The 18,108-nt window shown below is 59.0% G+C and carries 12 protein-coding genes; 7 read left to right on the top strand and 5 right to left on the bottom strand.

Annotated features, from left to right (window positions below; all coding sequences use genetic code 11):
- Positions 1-206 precede the first annotated feature (206 nt).
- The 5 genes from ACJJU9_RS12925 to ACJJU9_RS12905 form a co-directional block, all read right to left on the bottom strand.
- A complete protein-coding gene (locus tag ACJJU9_RS12925; protein ID WP_407730988.1) occupies positions 207-2,603 on the bottom strand; it encodes a TonB-dependent siderophore receptor in 2,397 nt (798 codons plus the stop codon).
- Between the two features lie 180 nt (positions 2,604-2,783).
- The gene (locus ACJJU9_RS12920) at positions 2,784-3,773 is read right to left on the bottom strand and encodes a FecR domain-containing protein (RefSeq protein WP_407728649.1); all 990 of its coding nucleotides are present in this window, start codon (positions 3,771-3,773) and stop codon (positions 2,784-2,786) included.
- Positions 3,774-3,778: 5 nt separating this feature from the next.
- Positions 3,779-4,288: a sigma-70 family RNA polymerase sigma factor gene (locus tag ACJJU9_RS12915; RefSeq protein WP_153389672.1), complete on the bottom strand. Its 510-nt coding sequence runs from the start codon at positions 4,286-4,288 to the stop codon at positions 3,779-3,781.
- A gap of 356 nt (positions 4,289-4,644) precedes the next feature.
- On the bottom strand, positions 4,645-7,317 hold the full coding sequence (locus ACJJU9_RS12910) for an RHS repeat-associated core domain-containing protein (RefSeq protein WP_407728648.1): 2,673 nt from the start codon (positions 7,315-7,317) through the stop codon (positions 4,645-4,647).
- 190 nt (positions 7,318-7,507) lie between these two features.
- Entirely contained in the window at positions 7,508-8,152 is a 645-nt protein-coding gene (locus ACJJU9_RS12905) for a TetR/AcrR family transcriptional regulator (protein WP_407728647.1), read from the bottom strand.
- Between the two features lie 190 nt (positions 8,153-8,342).
- Between ACJJU9_RS12905 and ACJJU9_RS12900 the strand changes: the two genes are divergently transcribed.
- From ACJJU9_RS12900 to ACJJU9_RS12870, 7 genes are all read left to right on the top strand, one after another.
- A complete protein-coding gene (locus ACJJU9_RS12900; protein ID WP_407728646.1) occupies positions 8,343-10,130 on the top strand; it encodes an ABC transporter ATP-binding protein in 1,788 nt (595 codons plus the stop codon).
- Entirely contained in the window at positions 10,124-11,890 is a 1,767-nt protein-coding gene (locus ACJJU9_RS12895; RefSeq protein WP_407728645.1) for an ABC transporter ATP-binding protein, read from the top strand. The genes ACJJU9_RS12900 and ACJJU9_RS12895 overlap by 7 nt, the downstream gene beginning before the upstream one ends.
- On the top strand, positions 11,890-12,831 hold the full coding sequence (locus ACJJU9_RS12890; RefSeq protein WP_407728644.1) for an ABC transporter permease: 942 nt from the start codon (positions 11,890-11,892) through the stop codon (positions 12,829-12,831). Before ACJJU9_RS12895 ends, ACJJU9_RS12890 begins: the two co-directional genes overlap by 1 nt.
- Complete coding sequence (locus tag ACJJU9_RS12885) at positions 12,828-13,778, top strand: iron chelate uptake ABC transporter family permease subunit (protein WP_407728643.1); 951 nt, start codon at positions 12,828-12,830, stop codon at positions 13,776-13,778. Before ACJJU9_RS12890 ends, ACJJU9_RS12885 begins: the two co-directional genes overlap by 4 nt.
- Positions 13,775-14,536 (top strand): ABC transporter ATP-binding protein, encoded by a 762-nt coding sequence (locus ACJJU9_RS12880; RefSeq protein WP_407728642.1) that lies wholly within the window; start codon positions 13,775-13,777, stop codon positions 14,534-14,536. The genes ACJJU9_RS12885 and ACJJU9_RS12880 overlap by 4 nt, the downstream gene beginning before the upstream one ends.
- A gap of 14 nt (positions 14,537-14,550) precedes the next feature.
- The gene (locus tag ACJJU9_RS12875) at positions 14,551-15,543 is read left to right on the top strand and encodes a siderophore ABC transporter substrate-binding protein (protein WP_407728641.1); all 993 of its coding nucleotides are present in this window, start codon (positions 14,551-14,553) and stop codon (positions 15,541-15,543) included.
- A gap of 115 nt (positions 15,544-15,658) precedes the next feature.
- A complete protein-coding gene (locus ACJJU9_RS12870) occupies positions 15,659-17,875 on the top strand; it encodes a TonB-dependent receptor (RefSeq protein ID WP_407728640.1) in 2,217 nt (738 codons plus the stop codon).
- Positions 17,876-18,108 lie beyond the last annotated feature (233 nt).

The following is an 18,108-nucleotide window of genomic DNA, read 5'->3' as shown; positions in this document are numbered from 1 at the left end:
TGTTTGCTGCGCGACAGCGCGGCGTCACAAAATAAGTGATTGATTAAAAGGTCCTGTAGGAGCGAGCTTGCCTCGCGATCTTTTGATCTTTGCCGCCAGGCTCTACGGCTGCTGCGCAGCCGGACGTAGCCTCGCAAGGCTCGTCAACTGCTACAAGAACCAGGCAACCCTGTGGCTGTTGATCCAAGGAGCGATTCCCACGGTGTTTAGAAGCTGTATTTTGCCGTGATGCTGAAGTTACGCGGGTCGCCGTAAACGTCGTAGGGGCTCCAGGTGCTGTTGCTGGCGATACCCTGGTAGTACTTTTTGTCGAACAGGTTGTTGATGTTCAAGCGGGTATCCAGGTGCTGGTTCACCTTGTAGCCCGCCATCAGCCCAACCAATGCATAGGTTCTTTGCTCGATGTGATATTGGCCGAAGGTTGAGTTGCTGCCTTTGTTGAAAATGCTGCTCTGGCTATACAGGTTGGCCCCGACGCGCCATTGGTTGAGCTCACCCGGCAGGGTGTAAACCGTATTGAGCTTGAACAGGTGGCGCGGCACGTCGGTATCGAACAGTCGGCCTTCCTTGTTGTGGTCAGCATCCTTGCGGTACTTGGCCTGGGCAAAGGTGTAGCCTGCGCCGATTTGCCAGTCCGGGGTCAAGGCGCCGATCAACTCCAGGTCAATGCCCTGGCTGCGTACTTTGCCCGCGGCTTCGTAGCAATACACGCCGTCATCGCTGCGGGCGCATTGGGACTGGTTGTCGAGCAAGGCCGCCCGGTTCTCCTGATCAATCTGGAAGATGGCCGCGCTGGCGTTCAAAGCGCCATTGAAGTATTCGCCCTTGATCCCGATTTCGTAGTTCTTGCCAACGATAGGCTTGATGACGGAGTTGTCATTCGCCACTTCGCTTTGCGGCATGAAGATGTCGGTGTAGCTGGCGTAGACCGAATGGTTGGCGTCCAGTTCATAGATCACCCCGGCATAGCGGGTCAGGTTGCGCGTGACCTTGTAATTGCTGTTGGTGTAGTAATCGTCGTTCAACTGATCGTAGATCGACGTGGTGTCGTACCAGTCCAGGCGAGCGCCGAGGATCACTTTTAACGGGTCGCTGATACTCCAGCGGGTGGTCACATAGAGCCCTTCCTGGTCGATGTTTTCGCTCAGGTTGTAGCTGTCAGGCACATAGGGTTTGGGCACGCTGTGGGGGTCGAAGTTGATGATGTCGGCCACCGGAATAAACATGTTGCCGCCCTTGCCGGAGGTCTTCAACTGGCGCTTGCTGGCACCGACTACCAGCTCGTGCTGGCGGTCAAACAGGTTGAAAGGCCCGCTGACATAGGCGTCATAGGTGGACTGGTCGTAGTTGCGCTTCTGGTTGAAGACCCGCTGTTGGTAGGTGGCGTAATGCTCCAGCACAGCGCCGGTCAGCTTGAAGTCCGACCAGTTTTTAGAGGCCGAAACATGGCCGCGCCAGTCATTGGCGAAGCGATGGTCCAGCTCGGCAAACACGGTCTTGTTGTCGATGTCCTGATGGCTCCAGGTGTAACCGAAGGTCTTGGAGCGAGAGAAGTTGACGTGGCTGCCGTCCGGGTTGACCGGCAAGCCGCCCCAGTTGATGTTGTTGTTATCGTTTTGATCCGAAGCTCCGACGGTCAGGGTGGTGGAGTCGTTCAGGTCGAACTCGCTGATGCCGTAAAACACACCGCGCTCACGTCCGGCATAGTCCTGGAAACCGTCCTTGTCCTGGTAGGCGCCGACAAAGCGTCCGCGCAGGCTGCCCGAGTCGTTCAACGGGCCTGAGAGGTCCAGTTCGGAACGGTAATTGTCCCAGCTCCCGGCCCCTGCGCTAATGCTGCCTTGAAAGTCATGGGTTGGGCGTTTGCGCACCATGTTGATGGCGGCAGACGGGTTGCCCGCGCCTTGCATCAAGCCGGTGGCGCCGCGCACGATTTCTACGCGGTCGTACGGTGCCATGTCTGCAGCGGCTACCCAGTCGGCGTTGTAGGTGGTGGGCAAGCCATCGAACATCAGGTTGGTAATGGGAAAGCCCCGTGAAAAATATTCGCTGTTGGCGGGACGTGCAGCCGCCATGCGCAAGCCCGGAGTCGCTTGCACCACGTCATCCAGGTTACGCATGTCTTGGTCGTCCATGCGCTGGCGGGTGATGACGGTGACCGCTTGCGGGGTCTCGCGCTGGCTCATCGACAGTTTGGTCGCTGTCTGCATGGCACCGGTGGCGTAGGATCCGGTGTTCTCTGTGGTGCTGCCCAATGGCGAAGCGTTGATACTGGTGGCGCCAAGCTCCAGCGCACCGGCGACCTGCGGCACCAGCAAATAGGCGCCATTGGCCTGCTGCACGGCGGAGTAACCGCTGCCTGCCAGAATGTGTGCCAGCCCCTCGGCCACGCTGTATTGACCCTTAAGGCCCTGGCTGGTTTTGCCTGCGGTCAGGCTGGCATTGGTCGACAGGGCAATGGCGGCTTGCCGGCCAAACTGGCCGAGCGCTTGATCCAGGGGGCCGGGATTGACTGAAAACTGAATCTGCCGATCCGCTGCCTGCGCCTGAACCTGGGGTATCAGCAAGCCTTCGGTAACGACCAGTCCGCCGAGCAGCAGCATGCTGACGGCTGATACACAGCTGCGTTTACGTAGAGGCGGTCGAGGGATAGAGCGGTCTTTCATGGCGGGTTTCCGACGTCAGGAGAGGGGCTGCCCGCTAGCGCAATCAGCGGGATTTGCCCATAAGCCAAATGAGAATCAAAAACCTGCCGATTTTTTTGATTTATTTTGCAGACGTGTTCAGCGCGAGGTAAGGGTTGTCCAATAACGGGTGCGACGCTGCACTGTCACCGGCAAACTTTGCTCCAACATCGAGAAGATCTGTTCGGGGTCTTGCAACGGGTACGACCCTGTCAGCCGCAGGTCCGCGACAGCGGGATCGCAGCGCAACAGGCCCGGCACATGGCGCGAAAGTTCCTGTATGAAGTCCCCCAGGCGCATGCGCTCGGCGACAATAAATCCGTCGATCCAGGCTGTATCGGCGAGATTGGCGGGTTGTGCAGGGTACACCTGGCGACTGCTGATCCAGGCTTGGGAGTGGGCTTGCACCACCCGTGAGTCGCCACCGCTCTTCAGGCTGGCAGCCACTTTGCCGCTACTGACCGCCAGCAGAGTGCCGCGCCCATCCTCCTCGCGGCGCACGCTAAAACGCGTGCCCAGCGGTTGCAAACTTGCCTCGGCGGTATAGACCAGCAGCGGTCGCCCGCCAGGGTCGATGCCGGTAAGCACATCTATTTCGCCTTGCCGCAAGGTCAGACGCCGTACCTGAGCGTCGTAGTGCACATCCAGCAGGGTGCGCGTGTTAAGCCAGATCTGCGTACCGTCTGCCAAGGTGTAGTGGCTGCGTTCGCCGGTGCCGGTGTGATAATCGGCAAACGTGCTTTGCAGCCAGAAGCTGTCGCTGGCTTGCCAGGCAGTGCCGCCCAGCAGCCCTGCGCCGAGCAGTATCTTGAGCACTTGGCGACGATCGCGTTCCTGTGCAGGGGTGTTCTTTAAGATCTGCCGGGCCAAGGGATTGGCCAGTTGGCTGGAACGACGCTGCAACTGTTGGCGAATGCTGTTGAAGCGTTGCCATGCCTGTTCGTTTTGTACATGTGCGTTGCGCCATTGTTGGAGCGCCAACGCTTGCGCCGAATTCATTTCGCCCGATTGCGCCAGGGTAAACCATGCCAGGGCCTGGTCACGGATGGCTTCGGGCAGAGGCGTGGACGGGTTTTCGGGTACTGACACGCGACTCACTCGAACTGGCTGGCGTAGCACATGGCGAACGCTTTGCTCATGGACTTTTGGACTTTATCGACACTCATCCCCAGTTGGCTGCCGATCTGTTTGTAGGTCAGGCCGTCGAGTTGCGAGAGCAAGAAAATTTCTCGCATGGACGGCGGCATGCCGTTGAGCAATTCATCGATCTCTACCAGGGTTTCAATCAGCAGGGATTTGTCTTCCGGGGACATTTGCAGTGCTTGTGGCTGCTCGGCCAACGCTTGCAAGTAAGCGCGCTCCACCGCCTGACGGCGCCAGCGATTGATCAGCAGGCTATTGGCAATCGTCGCCAGATAGGCCAAGGGCTGGCGCAAGTCATCGACCGGGCGCCGCGACCGCATGATGCGTACAAACGTATCCTGCGTCAGGTCATCGGCATCGGCGTTTTCCTGCAAGCGTTTACGCAACCAGTTCTTCAGCCAACCACTGTGTTGCAGGTAGAGGTGCTCGACATCCTGTTCGAAACTGCGGTGGTTGGTCATGATGATGAAAATCAGTTAGTGATTGATAAGTATTCTCAACTTTAGCGTGGCCGCAGGAGGGATGCAATCTGCCAGTACCGGGCCCAGTGTGTTCACAGGGATGGCAGGAGAGTGAATAACCCGCTGTTTAGTGCGCAGCATCCTTGGTATCGAGCAACAAATCATGGGTTGCCCGATTGAAACGCTCGATAAGGAAGGGGCCGCAAGCCATACCGTGGCTGGTGCTGGGGTTGTTACTGCCAGCGCTGTTTATCGTGTGGGCAGTTAGGCACCAGCAAATCAGACGTTAGGCCCGTTACGAAAAGCAGGTTGGCAAACACTCCGTGGCAGAGGCCAATGCTGGCCTCTGCCACGGATTAGCGTAATGCACGTCGAGAAGCGTTCGGCAGCATGCCCCGTATGACTACTCGCCAGGCACTGTGCGCTGCACGCGAAACAGGATTACGTCTGGCCTGCTTTAAGCCCCACTGGAATTCCTTGGCTATGCGCAATCTTTCCTGGATTTTAAGTAAAACCTCGGGATCAGGTTTGACATGTACAGCAATAATGTCGATATCCACCCCTTTGAAGGCATCACGAACCACTTGCCTGTAGATCGCCGTTGCCTGCAGACCGAATGCATCCATGATTCTTTTGGTAGAGCGGCCATTACCTGCACTGTTGAGGAAATTCACAAGCATTCCTTCCTGCTTTTTGGTCGCGTCCAGCGCCTCATTATTAATGACGTCCCAGCGCACAATGACTTGCGGCAGCACGCCGTAAAAATTGTTTTGCCTTGAGATCTGTTCATATTGGTACCACGTCACATCAGTTGCGTTCGCTTCTGCGTCGGGGGCGCGGAAGTTTTCCATCATTTTCCAACGCCCCGGTAAGTACTCATTTTTGAAACGAAATCTTTCAGGTATGGAAGGATCCGTGTAGACCGATCCCATCGTGTGTGTGCCATACACCTGATGAGAAAGGCTACTCGCAACAGCTTCTTGACGTGCTACCGCTGCCTGCTCATCCAGGTCCCGACGCCAGAATGTTTTCAGTTCTTGTTGAACGCCCGGAAAGTGTGCGCTGGGGGAATTGTCTGAGTAGTCATCATCATTCTCTTTGGGCTGCCTGCCATCGCCATCGTAAAAGCGCACTGGGTTATTTCTGACCATTCGATACAGGTTCAACCCATCCACATCCCCCGCCGGATCCGGATTGATCCAGCGCTGCAACCACGGCGCGTAATACCGGAATCCGTAGTAATACAACCCGGTTGCATCTCGCTCTTTACCCGAATAACGAATCACTTTGTAGCGGGCTTCCAGTGCACTTTTGGCCGCCCACCAGGCCGTCCCGCCGTAGGGGTAGTAACTTTCCTGACTCAGCAACTCGCCGTTTTGATCCAGCTCCAGCGTGCTGCTGCCCAAGTGGTCGTTCACGCTGTAACGGTGTTGATGCTGGCCATTTTCACGGTTCAACAAACGCACGGCATTACGCCCCGCTTGGGCAAGCACCACGTGCAATTGATCGCCTGATGTGCGCCTGCGGATCTCCAGCCCCGGCAAGTAGCGCACTTCGCTGATGTGCTCGCCACCCCGGGTTTTGGCTCGGCGTACTTTACGCACGCGCTGGCCGCCGCCGTCATAGACGTAAGTTTCTGTATCGTCGTCCTGGCCATCGGGATCTTCGCGCTGCACTTGGGTCACGTGCTGTAACTGATTGCGGCTGTCCCACTGCATACGTTGGCCTGGGGCCAAGGCTTGGAGATTGCCGTTGGCATCAAACGCCTTGGCAAAATCTATCGGTGAGCCGTCCTTGAACAGGCTGCGGTTGCTGCGTGTGTCGACGACCATTTCGCGGGTGTAGCTGTTGCCAGCCCCGGCAGCGTGCTTGAGCCGGGTCAGGTTGCCGCCGCTGTCGTAGCTGTAGGTCTGGCTGTAAGTGCGCCAACGGCTGTCATCTACCGGGCCGAAGATCTCCAGCCCAGGCAGGTTCGGGCCGATGGTTTGGCTGGCGTTTTCGCGACCGGTGGCGCTGATTAACTGATAGAGCGTGTCGTAGGTGTACGTACTGACTGCCTGAATACGCTGCCCGGCAAACCATTGCACTGGCTGGGCAAGGTCTTCGATACGGGTGATGTTGCCTACCGGATCGTACTGATAGTGCAAGTCCTGTAGTGTCTTGCCATCTGACCTTTTGGCTTTGAGGTTGGACAGCAGGCCGTCCCGCGCCGAGTAATAGGCCGTGGTCGTCACATCGTTGCCTGCCTGCTCAGTTTCTACTCGAACCAAAGCGTTGTAGGTCGTGCTTTTGAGCAGGGCAACGTCGTCCAGCCAGGACGCAAAAGGTTGCCCGGCCACATCAAATTCAAAACGCTGCACATGCTCAAGGGCATCGACTTGCTCGATCACCGTGCCCAAGGCATCGTGACGCCAGCGTGTGGTGTAAGCAGTGTCTTCAAGATCGGCCTCAGACGCGGGCCAACGGGGCGGTTCCAGTGCGGTGCAGAATCGCCGCGCTTCGTTCAGCGGCTGCACGCTGAGGGCAAATGCGTCATGCCACAGGCTGCCCGCTTGATCATCGTGGCGAAGCAGTTGTCCGCAGCGGTTGTGGTGGGCGTCTTCTTCGTCGGCACCTGCGTAGGTAAAACGTTCCACGCACAGCGGCGGCTCGTTCTCGAAAACATTTACTGGCCGCATCAGTTCATCGTAGGTAAAGCGCCGATGGCTATCGCGCCCGTCCCAGCTATCACGCAACTGCCCGGCAGCGTCATGGCAGGCAAGCCGCCAGCCGGCATCCACGCTCGTGGTCAGCAGCACTTGGCCGCTGAGGCTGTAGCGCATGGACTGGTTTGCAAGATCGCTCAGCTCACATAAACGCGGGTCCCATTGCTGGCACAAGTGCCCGTTGGCATTGAACACTTGACGCTGGATCCGCTCAGCGATGGGCTCCTCAACTTCCTGTCGATGATAAGCAATGCTGCGCACAACCAAACCACGTGGATCGGTGACAGTCAGCAAAGGCGTGCGCTGATGCAGGGAGCTTGGCATAAGCAATTCTCAACGTATCAGCCACGGACTCAGTTGTAGAAGCCGCTTGAATTTAAACGGTAGCAGGCGGTTATGGAATGAGCCAAGTTACTTGGAACGCCGGGCTGAGAAAGGAAGACATCTGGATCAATTTGATCGATGTCAAACGCGGCGAGCCGCTATTGCCTCACAACCTGCTTGCCCGCCAGGTTTAGGGCATGGCCGGTTTTGCCAGGTCCTCTTTTTCAGCGTCTTGCTCCAGCAGCACCAGTGCACCGACGATCAGCGCATGCATGCCTTGTTCAAGCTCGGCTTCCATCTCGGCTTCTTCTGCCGCGCTTTCCGCCTCCAGCACCGGTTCCCGACCGGTCACCGAATACACCGTATCGGCCACGGCGATACCGTGAAAGGCGACAGTCGCCAGCAGCCAGCGCGCGCGCTCTTTTGAAAGGCCATAGGCCTGGGCGATATGGCTCTGATGGTCGTCGATTTTGGCGAGCATCGGCTGGGTCGCCGCCAGCCTGCGGATGACGTAAGGCGTCAGTCCGGGATGCGCCTTGACGAACACCCGCACCGAGGTGGCAAACACCAGCATGTAGTCCTTCAGCCCGCTGTATTGATCAGCCTCGGCCTGGGGTATCTGCCAGCGGGTGAAAATCTCCTCGGCGACCATGCTCTTGAGGGCTTCCAGATTCGCCACGTGCTTATAAAGCGCCATATGGCTGACGCCCAGCGCCGCAGCTACGCCGACAAAGGTAATGCTCGGCAAGCCCATCTTGATGCCTGCTTCGACGATGCGTTCCCGGGTGATGGTACGAGGGCGCCCTCGGGTTGCGGGCGATTGTGGCGGTGTCATAACAAATCCTTGAACGGGGGTGACAGTCTTGTAGCCGTCTTGTCAGGATTTCGCAAATTAGTTTATAGTCATGCAACTAATTAAGATTGGCGTTTACAGTGGCGTTTCTAATGCGCTGACGACGCTTGTATCCCTGCGAAGGAAAGCGCGAGCTTTCCAGCTCTCCTGAAATTCCGGACGTTTGAATTCCATGGAAACTCCTGACCCGGCCTCGGCCAAACCAAAGGTGCGTGGCCCGATCAGCCAGCTACTGAAGCCAGTTCGTGGGCGATTAATCCTTGCCGCCATGCTTGCGGCTTTAGGTGCGATGTTGATGCTGGTGCCGCTGGCGGTAATTGCGCACATCGCCCGGCTTGCCCTGAGCGATGCCGACATGCTGCAAACCCAGGTGTGGTGGGCCGTGACGGTCGGGCTGGTGAGCCTGTGTGCAGGTTTGTTGTTGATCGCCGCCTCTGAGCTGCTCGCGCATTTGGCTGACAACCGCCTCACCCATCATTTGCGAGTGGCGATTGCGCAACGCCTGAGCCGGGTACTGTTAGGCTGGTTCACCAGCCGGGCCTCGGGCGAGGTCAAGCAGGCGATGCAGGACGACATCAATACGCTGCACAGCCTGACGGCGCATTTCTACACGACACTGGGCCGTGCAGGCGGGGCCATTCTGATCGCGCTGAGCTACCTGTTTGCGCTGGATTGGCGGCTGGCTATTGTCTCGCTTCTGCCGCTTGGGGGGTTTTTCCTGTTTTTTGCCAAGGCCATGAAAGCCAGCGAAGCGAACATGCAGGCGTTCGCGGCCGGCATGGGGCGCATTGACAACGCAGTCGTGGAATTCGTCAACGGTATTGCCGTGGTCAAATCGTTTAATGGCAGCGCCAGGGCTCCCCGCAGCTACCGCGATGCGGTGGATGCCTTCGCCGAGGCTTTTGTCGGTTTCACCCGGCCACTGGTGGTGCCGATGGCCAATGCCAATGCGCTGATTGCGCCGGTCACGGTACTGGGCATGGTGCTGGTGTTTGGCACCGTATTCGTTGGCCTGGGCTGGATGGAACCTCTCGATGTACTGCCGTTTGCCCTGGTGGCCCCGGGGCTTTGCGGCCCCTTGCTGTTGTTGCACTACATCACCCATGACCTTAATCACGCGACTGGCGCCGCCCGGCGTGTGCAGACCTTGCTGGATACACCGGTGCTGGAGCAGCCGAGCCCGAGCGAACAGGCATCGCCCAACGGCAACGAGATCCGCTTTGAGCGTGTGGGTTACGCCTATGACGCCGAGCGCCGTGTGCTTGCAGACGTCGACTTGACGCTGAAACTGGGCACCACCACGGCCATCGTCGGTTACTCCGGTGCGGGCAAATCGACGCTGGCGCGACTGCTGCTGCGCTTCTTTGACCCTACCGAGGGGCGCATCACGCTGGGCGGTGTGGACATTCGCCACATCGAGTCCTCTAGCCTGTACCGGCACATCGGTTTTGTCTTGCAGGAGGTGCGCCTGATCCACGCCAGCGTGCGCGACAACATTGCCCTGGGCAGGCCGTCGGCCACCCGGCAAGAGGTCGAGGAGGCAGCGCGAACCGCGAATATCCACGAGCGAATCCTCGCGTTGCCACGCGGCTATGACGCCGTGATCGGCGAAGACGCACAGCTCTCCGGCGGCGAACAGCAGCGTTTGAGCGTCGCCCGCGCCGTATTGCTTGATCCGCCCGTGTTGGTGCTCGACGAAGCCACGGCCGCCGCCGACGCCGAAAGCGAAGTGGCGATCCAGGAAGCGCTGTCACGCTTTGCCGCAGGCCGCACTCTGCTGGTGATTGCCCATCGCCTCGACACGGTGATGCATGCCGACCAGATCATCGTGCTCGACAACGGCACGGTGCATGAACAGGGCTCGCATCAGCAACTGCTGGCACGCAAGGGGCTCTATGCGCGCTTGTGGGCGCAGGGTGGTTACACGCATTCAGAACAACAGGCGGTGCCGTCATGCTAAAACCCCTTGCTCAATTATTGGGCGATGACACGCCCGTCTTGCGCCGCTACCTGTGGATGGCCGTAGCCTATGGCCTGCTCAGCGGGCTTGCCCTTATCACCCTGGTCCCCGTGTTACAGCATTTACTGGCCAACGATGTACGGGGCGCCGGGTTATGGCTTGGCCTGACGCTGGCGGGCGTAGAGGTGTGCTGGGCCTGGCGACGCCAGTTAGACAAGGCAGGTGTGGCGGTGGGTGTGGCGATCTTGCAGGGCGCCCGCCAACGTATCGGCGATCATGTCGCGAGCCTGCCGCTGGGCTGGTTCACCGCGCAAAATACCAGTCGCCTTGGGCATGTGATTACCCACGGCGTGATGGCGGTTGCGCAATTACCGGCGCATGTCTTTACGCCGCTTATCACCGGCGCCGTCACGCCGCTGGTGATGGTCGCTGCGCTGTTTGCGCTGCACTGGCCGCTGGGCCTGATTGCACTGCTGGGCCTGCCGCTGCTGGTGCTCGCGCTGCGTTTAACAGGGCGGCTCGGGCGACACTCCGGCCGGGCTTACCAGCAGCACTTTGCCGATGCCAGCCAGCGCATGGTTGAGTTCGCCCAGGCACAGTCGGTGCTGCGCGCCTTTAACGGCGAAGGCGGCGGGACGCAGTTGCTGGAGCAAGCCATCGACCGGCAGCGCCGCTCCGGCATGCGTCTGATTTTGCAGTCCACGCTCTCGGTGGTGCTCAACGCCTGGGTGGTGCAGGCCATCTTTGCGCTATTGCTGATAGCGGCTGTGGGCTGGCTCGACGCACAACTGGGTATTGCCCAAGACACCGGCTCGGTGATTGCTGTTGTGGTCGCGCTGGTGTTGGCCAGCCGCTACATCGATCCACTGCTCGACGTGGCCAGCTACGCCGAAACCGTGCGTGGTGCCTACGGCCAGCTTGAGCAAGTGCAAAGTATTTTTGCCGTTGCGCCATTGCCTGAACCCGAGCAGCCACAGACCCCGGCAGATGCTTCGATCGAGTTGCGCGGGGTCAGCATGCGCTATGCGCCCGATCAGCCGGAAGTGTTGCACGGCGTCAGCCTGCGCATTGCGCCGGGCAGCATGACGGCACTGATTGGTGCTTCCGGCTCCGGCAAGACCACGCTGGTGAGTTTGCTCGCGCGGTTTTTCGATGCCAGCCAGGGCAGCGTGCTGATTGGCGGGGTGGACGTGCGGCAGATGTCCAGCGTGCAACTGGCCAGCCAGATCAGTCAGATTTTTCAGGACACTTATCTGTTTCAGGGCAGCATTGCCGACAACATTCGTATCGGCAGACCTGCCGCCAGCCTCGCCGAAATTCTCGATGCGGCGCAGCAGGCCGGGGTCAGTGAGCTGATCGAGCGTTTGCCTCAGGGCATCGATACGCCGGTGGGTGAGGGTGGTACGCAATTGTCCGGCGGTGAACGCCAACGCATTGCGATTGCCCGGGCGCTGATCAAAAACGCCCCCATCCTGCTGGTCGATGAAGCCACCGCCGCCCTGGATGCCGAGAACCAACAGGTGATCGCCCAGACACTCGCCAGGCTGCGCGGTCGGCACACGCTGGTGGTGATCGCGCACCAGTTGTCTACGGTGGCCATGGCGGACCAGATTCTGGTGCTCGATAAGGGCCAATTGGTTGAGCAAGGCTCCCCGGCAGCATTGCGCGCCAGCAACGGTCGTTATGCGCAGTTCCTCGCACAACGCCGGGCGGCCAAGGGCTGGCGGATTGCTGCGCCCATAAACGGCGAGCAAGCCTGATGCGTGCACGGTGGACTGTGCTGTTTGCCTTGCTCTGCCTGGCGTCGCTATTGGTCGGGGCACGGCAGTTGCAGTGGTCGCAGCTGTTCTCTGCGTCGGGCGATGCCTGGCTGACGATCACGGCCAGCCGCCTGCCGCGGCTTGCCGCATTGGTGCTAACCGGGGTTGGCCTGGCGGTGTGCGGGGTGATTCTGCAGCATATTGTGCGTAACAAATTCGTCGAGCCGGGCACCACGGGCGGGCTGGATGCGGCCAAGCTCGGCATCCTCGTGTCGTTGGCGCTGGCGCCCGCTGCCGGGGCGCCTGCACGAATGCTGTGCGCCTTGGTGTTCTGTTTCGCTGCCGGCCTGATCTTTGTCTTGGTGATCCGCCGCATCCAGTTCAAAAGCACAGTATTGGTCCCGGTTATCGGCCTGATGTACGGCGGCGTACTGAGCGCTTTTGCCGAGTTTTATGCCTATCGCAATAACATCATGCAAAGCATGCAGGGCTGGTTGCTGGGGGACTTTTCCCGGGTGGTGCAGGGCAGCTACGAAATCATCTATTTGATTCTGCCGATTGTTGTTCTGACCTACCTGTATGCCCACCGTTTCACCGTGGTGGGCATGGGCGAAGGCATGGCCACCAGCCTGGGGCTCAACTACCCGGCAACCGTGGTGCTGGGCTTGCTGCTGGTGGCAGTCACGGTGTCTGCCACGGTGATTACGGTCGGCGCGATCCCCTTTGTCGGCCTGGTCATCCCCAATCTGGTCGCGCTGCGTTATGGCGACAACCTGGCGCGCACGCTGCCCATCGTGGCACTGGGTGGCGCGTGCTTGCTGCTGGTCTGCGACATTCTTGGGCGCCTGATTATTTATCCGTTCGAAGTGCCCATCGGTTTGACTGCGGGCAGCGTAGGCGGGGTGTTGTTCCTCGCGCTGATCATCTGGAGGCACCGATGAACCGCGTGCTGCCCCGATATGCCGTGTGGGGCGTGGTCGTTGTGTTGGCGCTGGTGTTTGTGTTCCTGCGCTCGGGCCTGGACGTTGACTATGTGATCCCCAAACGGCTCGCCCGGCTCGCAGCCATGGTGATCGGCGGAGTGGCGATTGCCTGGTCGTCGATCACCTTCCAGACCCTTACCGGCAACCGCATATTGACCCCTGCAATCATGGGCTATGAGGCGGTGTATCTACTCTTGCAGGCCTTGCTGGTGTTGTTTCTCGGCACTTACAGCGCGGTTCTGCTAGGTGTCTCCGGTAACTTTTTGCTGTCCGTGCTGCTGATGCTTGCCTATTCGTGGTGCATCCATCGCGGGTTGTTCCGGGACGGCAAGAACAACGTGTATTTTCTGCTGTTGGTCGGCCTGGTACTGACCATGGTGATCAGTACTTTTACCCAGTTCGTCCAGCTCAAGGTCAGCCCCGGTGAGTTCTCTGTGTTGCAGGGCTTTAGCCAGGCTTCTTTTAATCGGGCACAGCCTGCGCAGTTGCTCTTCTGCGGGGCGCTGGTGGCGGCGGTTTGCCTGGTGGGCCTGAAGGCCTTACCCACCCTGGATGTACTCGCCCTTGGGCGCGATCAGGCCATTTCGCTGGGGGTTGATTACCAGCGCAACGTGCGCCTGCACCTGGGCTTGATAGCGGCGCTGGTGGCGATTTCCACCAGCTTGCTCGGGCCCACAGCCTTTATGGGCGTATTTGTCGCAAACATCACGTATGCGCTGGCCCGCACCTTCAGGCACCGGGTCACCCTGGCGCTGGGCAGCGCGATTGCCGTCGGTATGTTTATCGCCGCCCAACTCTTGGTCGAGCATGTTTTCAACTACAAGACCACTGTCGGCATCCTCGTCAATCTGGTGTGCGGCGGGTACTTCCTGGTGTTGATGGTGCGTACCCGAGGAACCCCATGATTACTGTCCATGACATCCATAAGGCCTATGGCGCCAAGACCGTGCTGAACAACGTTAATGCGTGTTTCCCGAGAGGCGGGCTGACCTCGCTGATCGGCCCAAATGGGGCTGGCAAGACCACGTTGCTGATGATGATCGCGCGGCTGATGGCGCCGGGGCGTGGCGAAGTGCGTCTTGAAGGCCGCTCGGTCACGGGCTTGCCAATCAATGAGTACGCCAAGCGGGTGGCGACGTTGCGCCAGTCGCCAGACTTCAACTTGCGCTTGACGGTGGAGGAGTTGGTCGCGTTTGGGCGCTTTCCGTTCAGCCGTGGGGCGTTGACCGCCGAAGACCGGCGGCTGATCGGCGAGGCAATCGAATTTCTGTCTCTGCAACCGCTGCGCCATGCCTACCTCGATGAGCTCAGCGGCGGGCAGCGGCAAATGGCCTTTTTGGCGATGACGATTGCTCAGCAAACCGACTACCTGTTGCTCGATGAGCCGCTCAACAACCTTGATATCAAGCACGCCGTGCAGATCATGCGGGCGCTGCGCCGACTCTGCGACGAGTTCGGCCGCACGGTGATTCTGGTGGTGCATGACATCAACTTTGCCGCCAGCTATTCCGATCACATCGTGGCGATGAAGGCGGGTGCGGTGCAGTGCGCCGGGAGCGTTGAGCAGGTGATTACTCAAACCCGGCTTAGCGAACTGTACGGGCTGGACTTCGACATCAGCCAGGGCCCGCGCGGGCTTCTGTGCAACTACTTCAACCCCTAGAGAGAACCTTGAACATGGCGCATCACACCCAGCGTTTGTGGCCGTTGGCCCTGTTGATAGCCGCAGCTTTTGCGCTGCAGGGCTGCAACGACAAACCGGCAACACCGACCAAGGCCAGCTCTTCCGCGCAGACGGTGCAGGGCGCTTACGCACCGGTCAGCGTGCAGCATCAATTGGGCACAACGGTGATCGAGCACGCCCCGCAACGTGTGGTGGCCCTGGACATGAATGAGGTCGATTTTCTTGACCAGCTCGGCGTGCCGGTGGTGGGGATGCCTAAGGATTTTGTCCCGCATTTTCTCGCCCGCTACAAGGATGCCGCGAGTGTCGAAGACGTCGGCGCCATTGTGCAGCCCAATCTTGAACGGGTGTATGCGGCCAGGCCGGACCTGATCCTCATCACCTCGTTACAGGCCAATCACTATCAAGAGCTGAGTGAAATGGCCCCGACGGTCCATTTCGATGTCGACTATCGCGACAGCGAAGCGCGGCATATCGACGTCATCAAGGATCATTTGCTGACCTTGGGGCAGATTTTCGACAAGCAGGCGCTGGCCCGTCAGAAGGTTGATGAGCTGGATGCCATAGTCGAAGAGGTCAGGCATCTCACGCAAGGAAGGCCCGAAAAAGCCCTGGTGGTGCTTCATAACAATGGCGCTTTCAGTTCATTCGGCGTGCAGTCGCGCTACGGCTTTATCTTCAATGCCCTGGGAGTGAAACCCGCTAGCGCGACCGCCGAAGCGGGTCTGCATGGTCAGCCGATTTCCAGCGAATTCATCCAGCAGGCCAACCCCGACATCATTTATGTGGTGGACCGCACGGCGGTGATGGAGCGTCGCCCGGTGATGGACGCCCAGAGCATGGGCAACCCGTTGCTGCAACAGACCAATGCATGGAAGAACGGCAAGGTGATTTTTGCCGATGCTCAGGCCTGGTACGTGACCGGCGCGAGTCCGACCTCGCTGAAATTGATGATTGAGGACGTTGAAAAAGGCTATCAGCGTTAAGCCGCGCCAGGTCTTGGCCAGTCATTTATTGGCTATCTAACGATTCTCATTAAAAACACCCTTTTTATTTAGATAAACAACAACCAGCAACTTCCCAGTTGAATGGAGCCTTAGCGTGCGTAAAAATCACTTTTCAACCCGCATTGCGCAACCTTGCGCAGACTTTGCCTTGAGCCGCACCGCCACTGCCGTACAGCGCGTGCTACTGGGCATGACCTTGGCCGTGGCCGGCTTGCCAGCCTATGCCGACACCTTGAACACCGAAGAAAAGGCTGTTTCGACACTGCCTGAAACGAGGGTGGAGGGTGAAATGGACTTGCCTTCCGAATTGCCCCCCAGCTACGCGGGAGGGCAGGTTGCCTATGGCAGCCGGGTTGGCTTGCTGGGCAATAAAGACTTTATGGAAACGCCATTTAGCACCGTCAGTTACACCGAAAAATACATTGCTGACCGCCAGGCGCAAAACATCACCCAAGTGATCGCTGCCACGGACCCGGCAGTGTTCAGCAATGGGTTGACCGGCACCTTCAGCGAGAACTACTCCATACGCGGTTTTGCCAGCAACATCAGCGACGTGACCATCGGCGGGTTGTATGGCGTCGCCCCTTACTACCGGATTTCGCCGGAAATGTACGAGCGCATCGAGGTGCTCAAAGGCCCGTCCGCGCTGCTCAACGGCATGCCGCCGGGAGGTTCGGTCGGAGGTGCCGTCAACCTGGTGCCCAAGCGCGCAGGCAACGAGCCGTTGACGCGCTTCACCGGCACTTATATGTCCGATGCGCAGTTTGGCGGTCACCTGGACGTGGGTCGGCGCTTTGGCGAAGACCAGCAGTTCGGCGTGCGCTTTAACGGGGTGTACCGGGATGGCGACGGCGCTGTGAATCATCAAAAGCTCAAAGCCGAATTGACCTCGCTCGGTCTGGACTGGCGAGGCGAGCGCGCGCGTCTGTCGGCCGACCTGTATGAGAGTGAAGACCGTGTTCGCGGGCAAAACCGCGGTATCAACCTGGCCTCCGGGGTGGCGGTGCCCAAGCCACCCAAGTCCGATACCTTGCTCAACCCTGACTGGGCCTACGTGCAGACCAAGGATCACGGCGCCATCGTACGCGGTGAGTACGACCTGACTGACGACCTGATGGCTTATGCGGCGTTTGGCACCAGCGAAACCCGCTACGTCTACAGCGGCACCATGTTGGCCACGGTCTTTAACGAGGCGGGCGACTTCAAGACCAGCATGGGGCAACTGAAAATGGAGCTGGAGAAAACCTCAGGCGAAGCTGGCTTGAAAGGCAACTTCCAGACAGCGGCGATCAAGCACCAATGGTCGATCAACGCCACGCACTACGGCGACACCCAGAAGGACTACGGCCGCAGACAGGTGCCCGGAGCGGACTGGATAACCAACATCTACAACCCGGTCTGGGGCCCGGCGGCGGATAAAAGCTTTCCGTACATTGCTCACAGTGAAACCCGCCTGACCAGTTACGGCGTGGCAGACACCTTGTCAGTGCTTGAAGACCAGGTGCAATTGACCCTGGGGGTACGTCGTCAGCAAGTCCTGACCGACACCTTCAGCGTCAGCACCGGCGCACGAACCGGCCGCTATGACGAAGCCGCTACCACACCTGCAGCGGCATTACTGATCAAGGTCACCGACAATGTCTCCGTGTATGCCAACTACATAGAAGGCCTGAGCAAAGGCGCCACCGCGCCGATGACAGCCGCGAATGCCGGGGATGTGTTCGCGCCCTACAAGTCCAAGCAAAAAGAAGTCGGCCTCAAACTGGACTTAGGCGACTTCACCCATACCCTGAGCCTCTATGAAATCAAGCGGCCCAGCAGCTATACCGACCCGGACACCAACGTCTTCTCCTTTGGCGGCGAACAACGCAACCGCGGGATTGAATGGGGCTTCTTCGGCGCGCCGCTGAACGACCTGCGGCTCATGGGCGGCGTGGCCCATGTTGATCCCAAACTCACCAAGACTGCTGGCGGCATCAATCAGGGCAAAACAGCCACCGGCTTGCCCAAATTACAAGGCAAGCTGGGCGTGGAATGGGACACCCCGGTAATCGACGGCCTGACCCTCACCGCCAATGCAACCTCAGTGTCCAAGCAATACATCAATGCTGACAACTCGCAATCGATCCCTGGCTACACCATCTTTGACGTTGGCACCCGCTACACCACCCACCTGGCCAGCCGCCCGATCACCTTGCGCGGCAGCGTGACCAACGTCACCAACAAGGGCTATTGGGGGACGCCACTACTGTCCAGCCTGGGGCTGGGCGCGCCACGGACGGTAGAGCTTTCGGCTTCGGTGGATTTTTGAGCTAGCTTGGAAGAATGTCTGGCGGCAGGTGCCGCCAGATTTTGGTTGGGGGGAGGGTCAAACCTTCATCCACGCTACGACTCATGGCGGCTTCAAGTCTGCGCATAAGCTTCAAGATATATAAATCCAATAAAATGTGGCTAAAGTCAGTAAATTGGCTTTAACTCACAAATACAGGGAATTAAGCCGTTTATAGGATTAGGTGCTAATTCGAGAGTTTTTGCGAATTAACT

Origin of the sequence: Pseudomonas helleri, assembly GCF_045830615.1 — a bacterium.
Taxonomy (GTDB): domain Bacteria; phylum Pseudomonadota; class Gammaproteobacteria; order Pseudomonadales; family Pseudomonadaceae; genus Aquipseudomonas; species Aquipseudomonas helleri.
The sequence above is the reverse complement of the archived record's forward strand: the minus strand, read 5'-3'. Positions and strand labels throughout refer to the sequence as shown.

Excerpts from the sequence above, each read along its gene's own strand:
- ACJJU9_RS12925 (WP_407730988.1), bottom strand. The coding sequence starts at position 2,603 with ATGCTGCTGCTCGGCGGACTGGTCGTTACCGAAGGCTTGCTGATACCC.
- ACJJU9_RS12915 (WP_153389672.1), bottom strand. The coding sequence starts at position 4,288 with ATGACCAACCACCGCAGTTTCGAACAGGATGTCGAGCACCTCTACCTG.
- ACJJU9_RS12910 (WP_407728648.1), bottom strand. The coding sequence starts at position 7,317 with ATGCCAAGCTCCCTGCATCAGCGCACGCCTTTGCTGACTGTCACCGAT.
- ACJJU9_RS12905 (WP_407728647.1), bottom strand. The coding sequence starts at position 8,152 with ATGACACCGCCACAATCGCCCGCAACCCGAGGGCGCCCTCGTACCATC.
- ACJJU9_RS12900 (WP_407728646.1), top strand. The coding sequence starts at position 8,343 with ATGGAAACTCCTGACCCGGCCTCGGCCAAACCAAAGGTGCGTGGCCCG.
- ACJJU9_RS12895 (WP_407728645.1), top strand. The coding sequence starts at position 10,124 with ATGCTAAAACCCCTTGCTCAATTATTGGGCGATGACACGCCCGTCTTG.
- ACJJU9_RS12890 (WP_407728644.1), top strand. The coding sequence starts at position 11,890 with ATGCGTGCACGGTGGACTGTGCTGTTTGCCTTGCTCTGCCTGGCGTCG.
- ACJJU9_RS12885 (WP_407728643.1), top strand. The coding sequence starts at position 12,828 with ATGAACCGCGTGCTGCCCCGATATGCCGTGTGGGGCGTGGTCGTTGTG.
- ACJJU9_RS12880 (WP_407728642.1), top strand. The coding sequence starts at position 13,775 with ATGATTACTGTCCATGACATCCATAAGGCCTATGGCGCCAAGACCGTG.
- ACJJU9_RS12875 (WP_407728641.1), top strand. The coding sequence starts at position 14,551 with ATGGCGCATCACACCCAGCGTTTGTGGCCGTTGGCCCTGTTGATAGCC.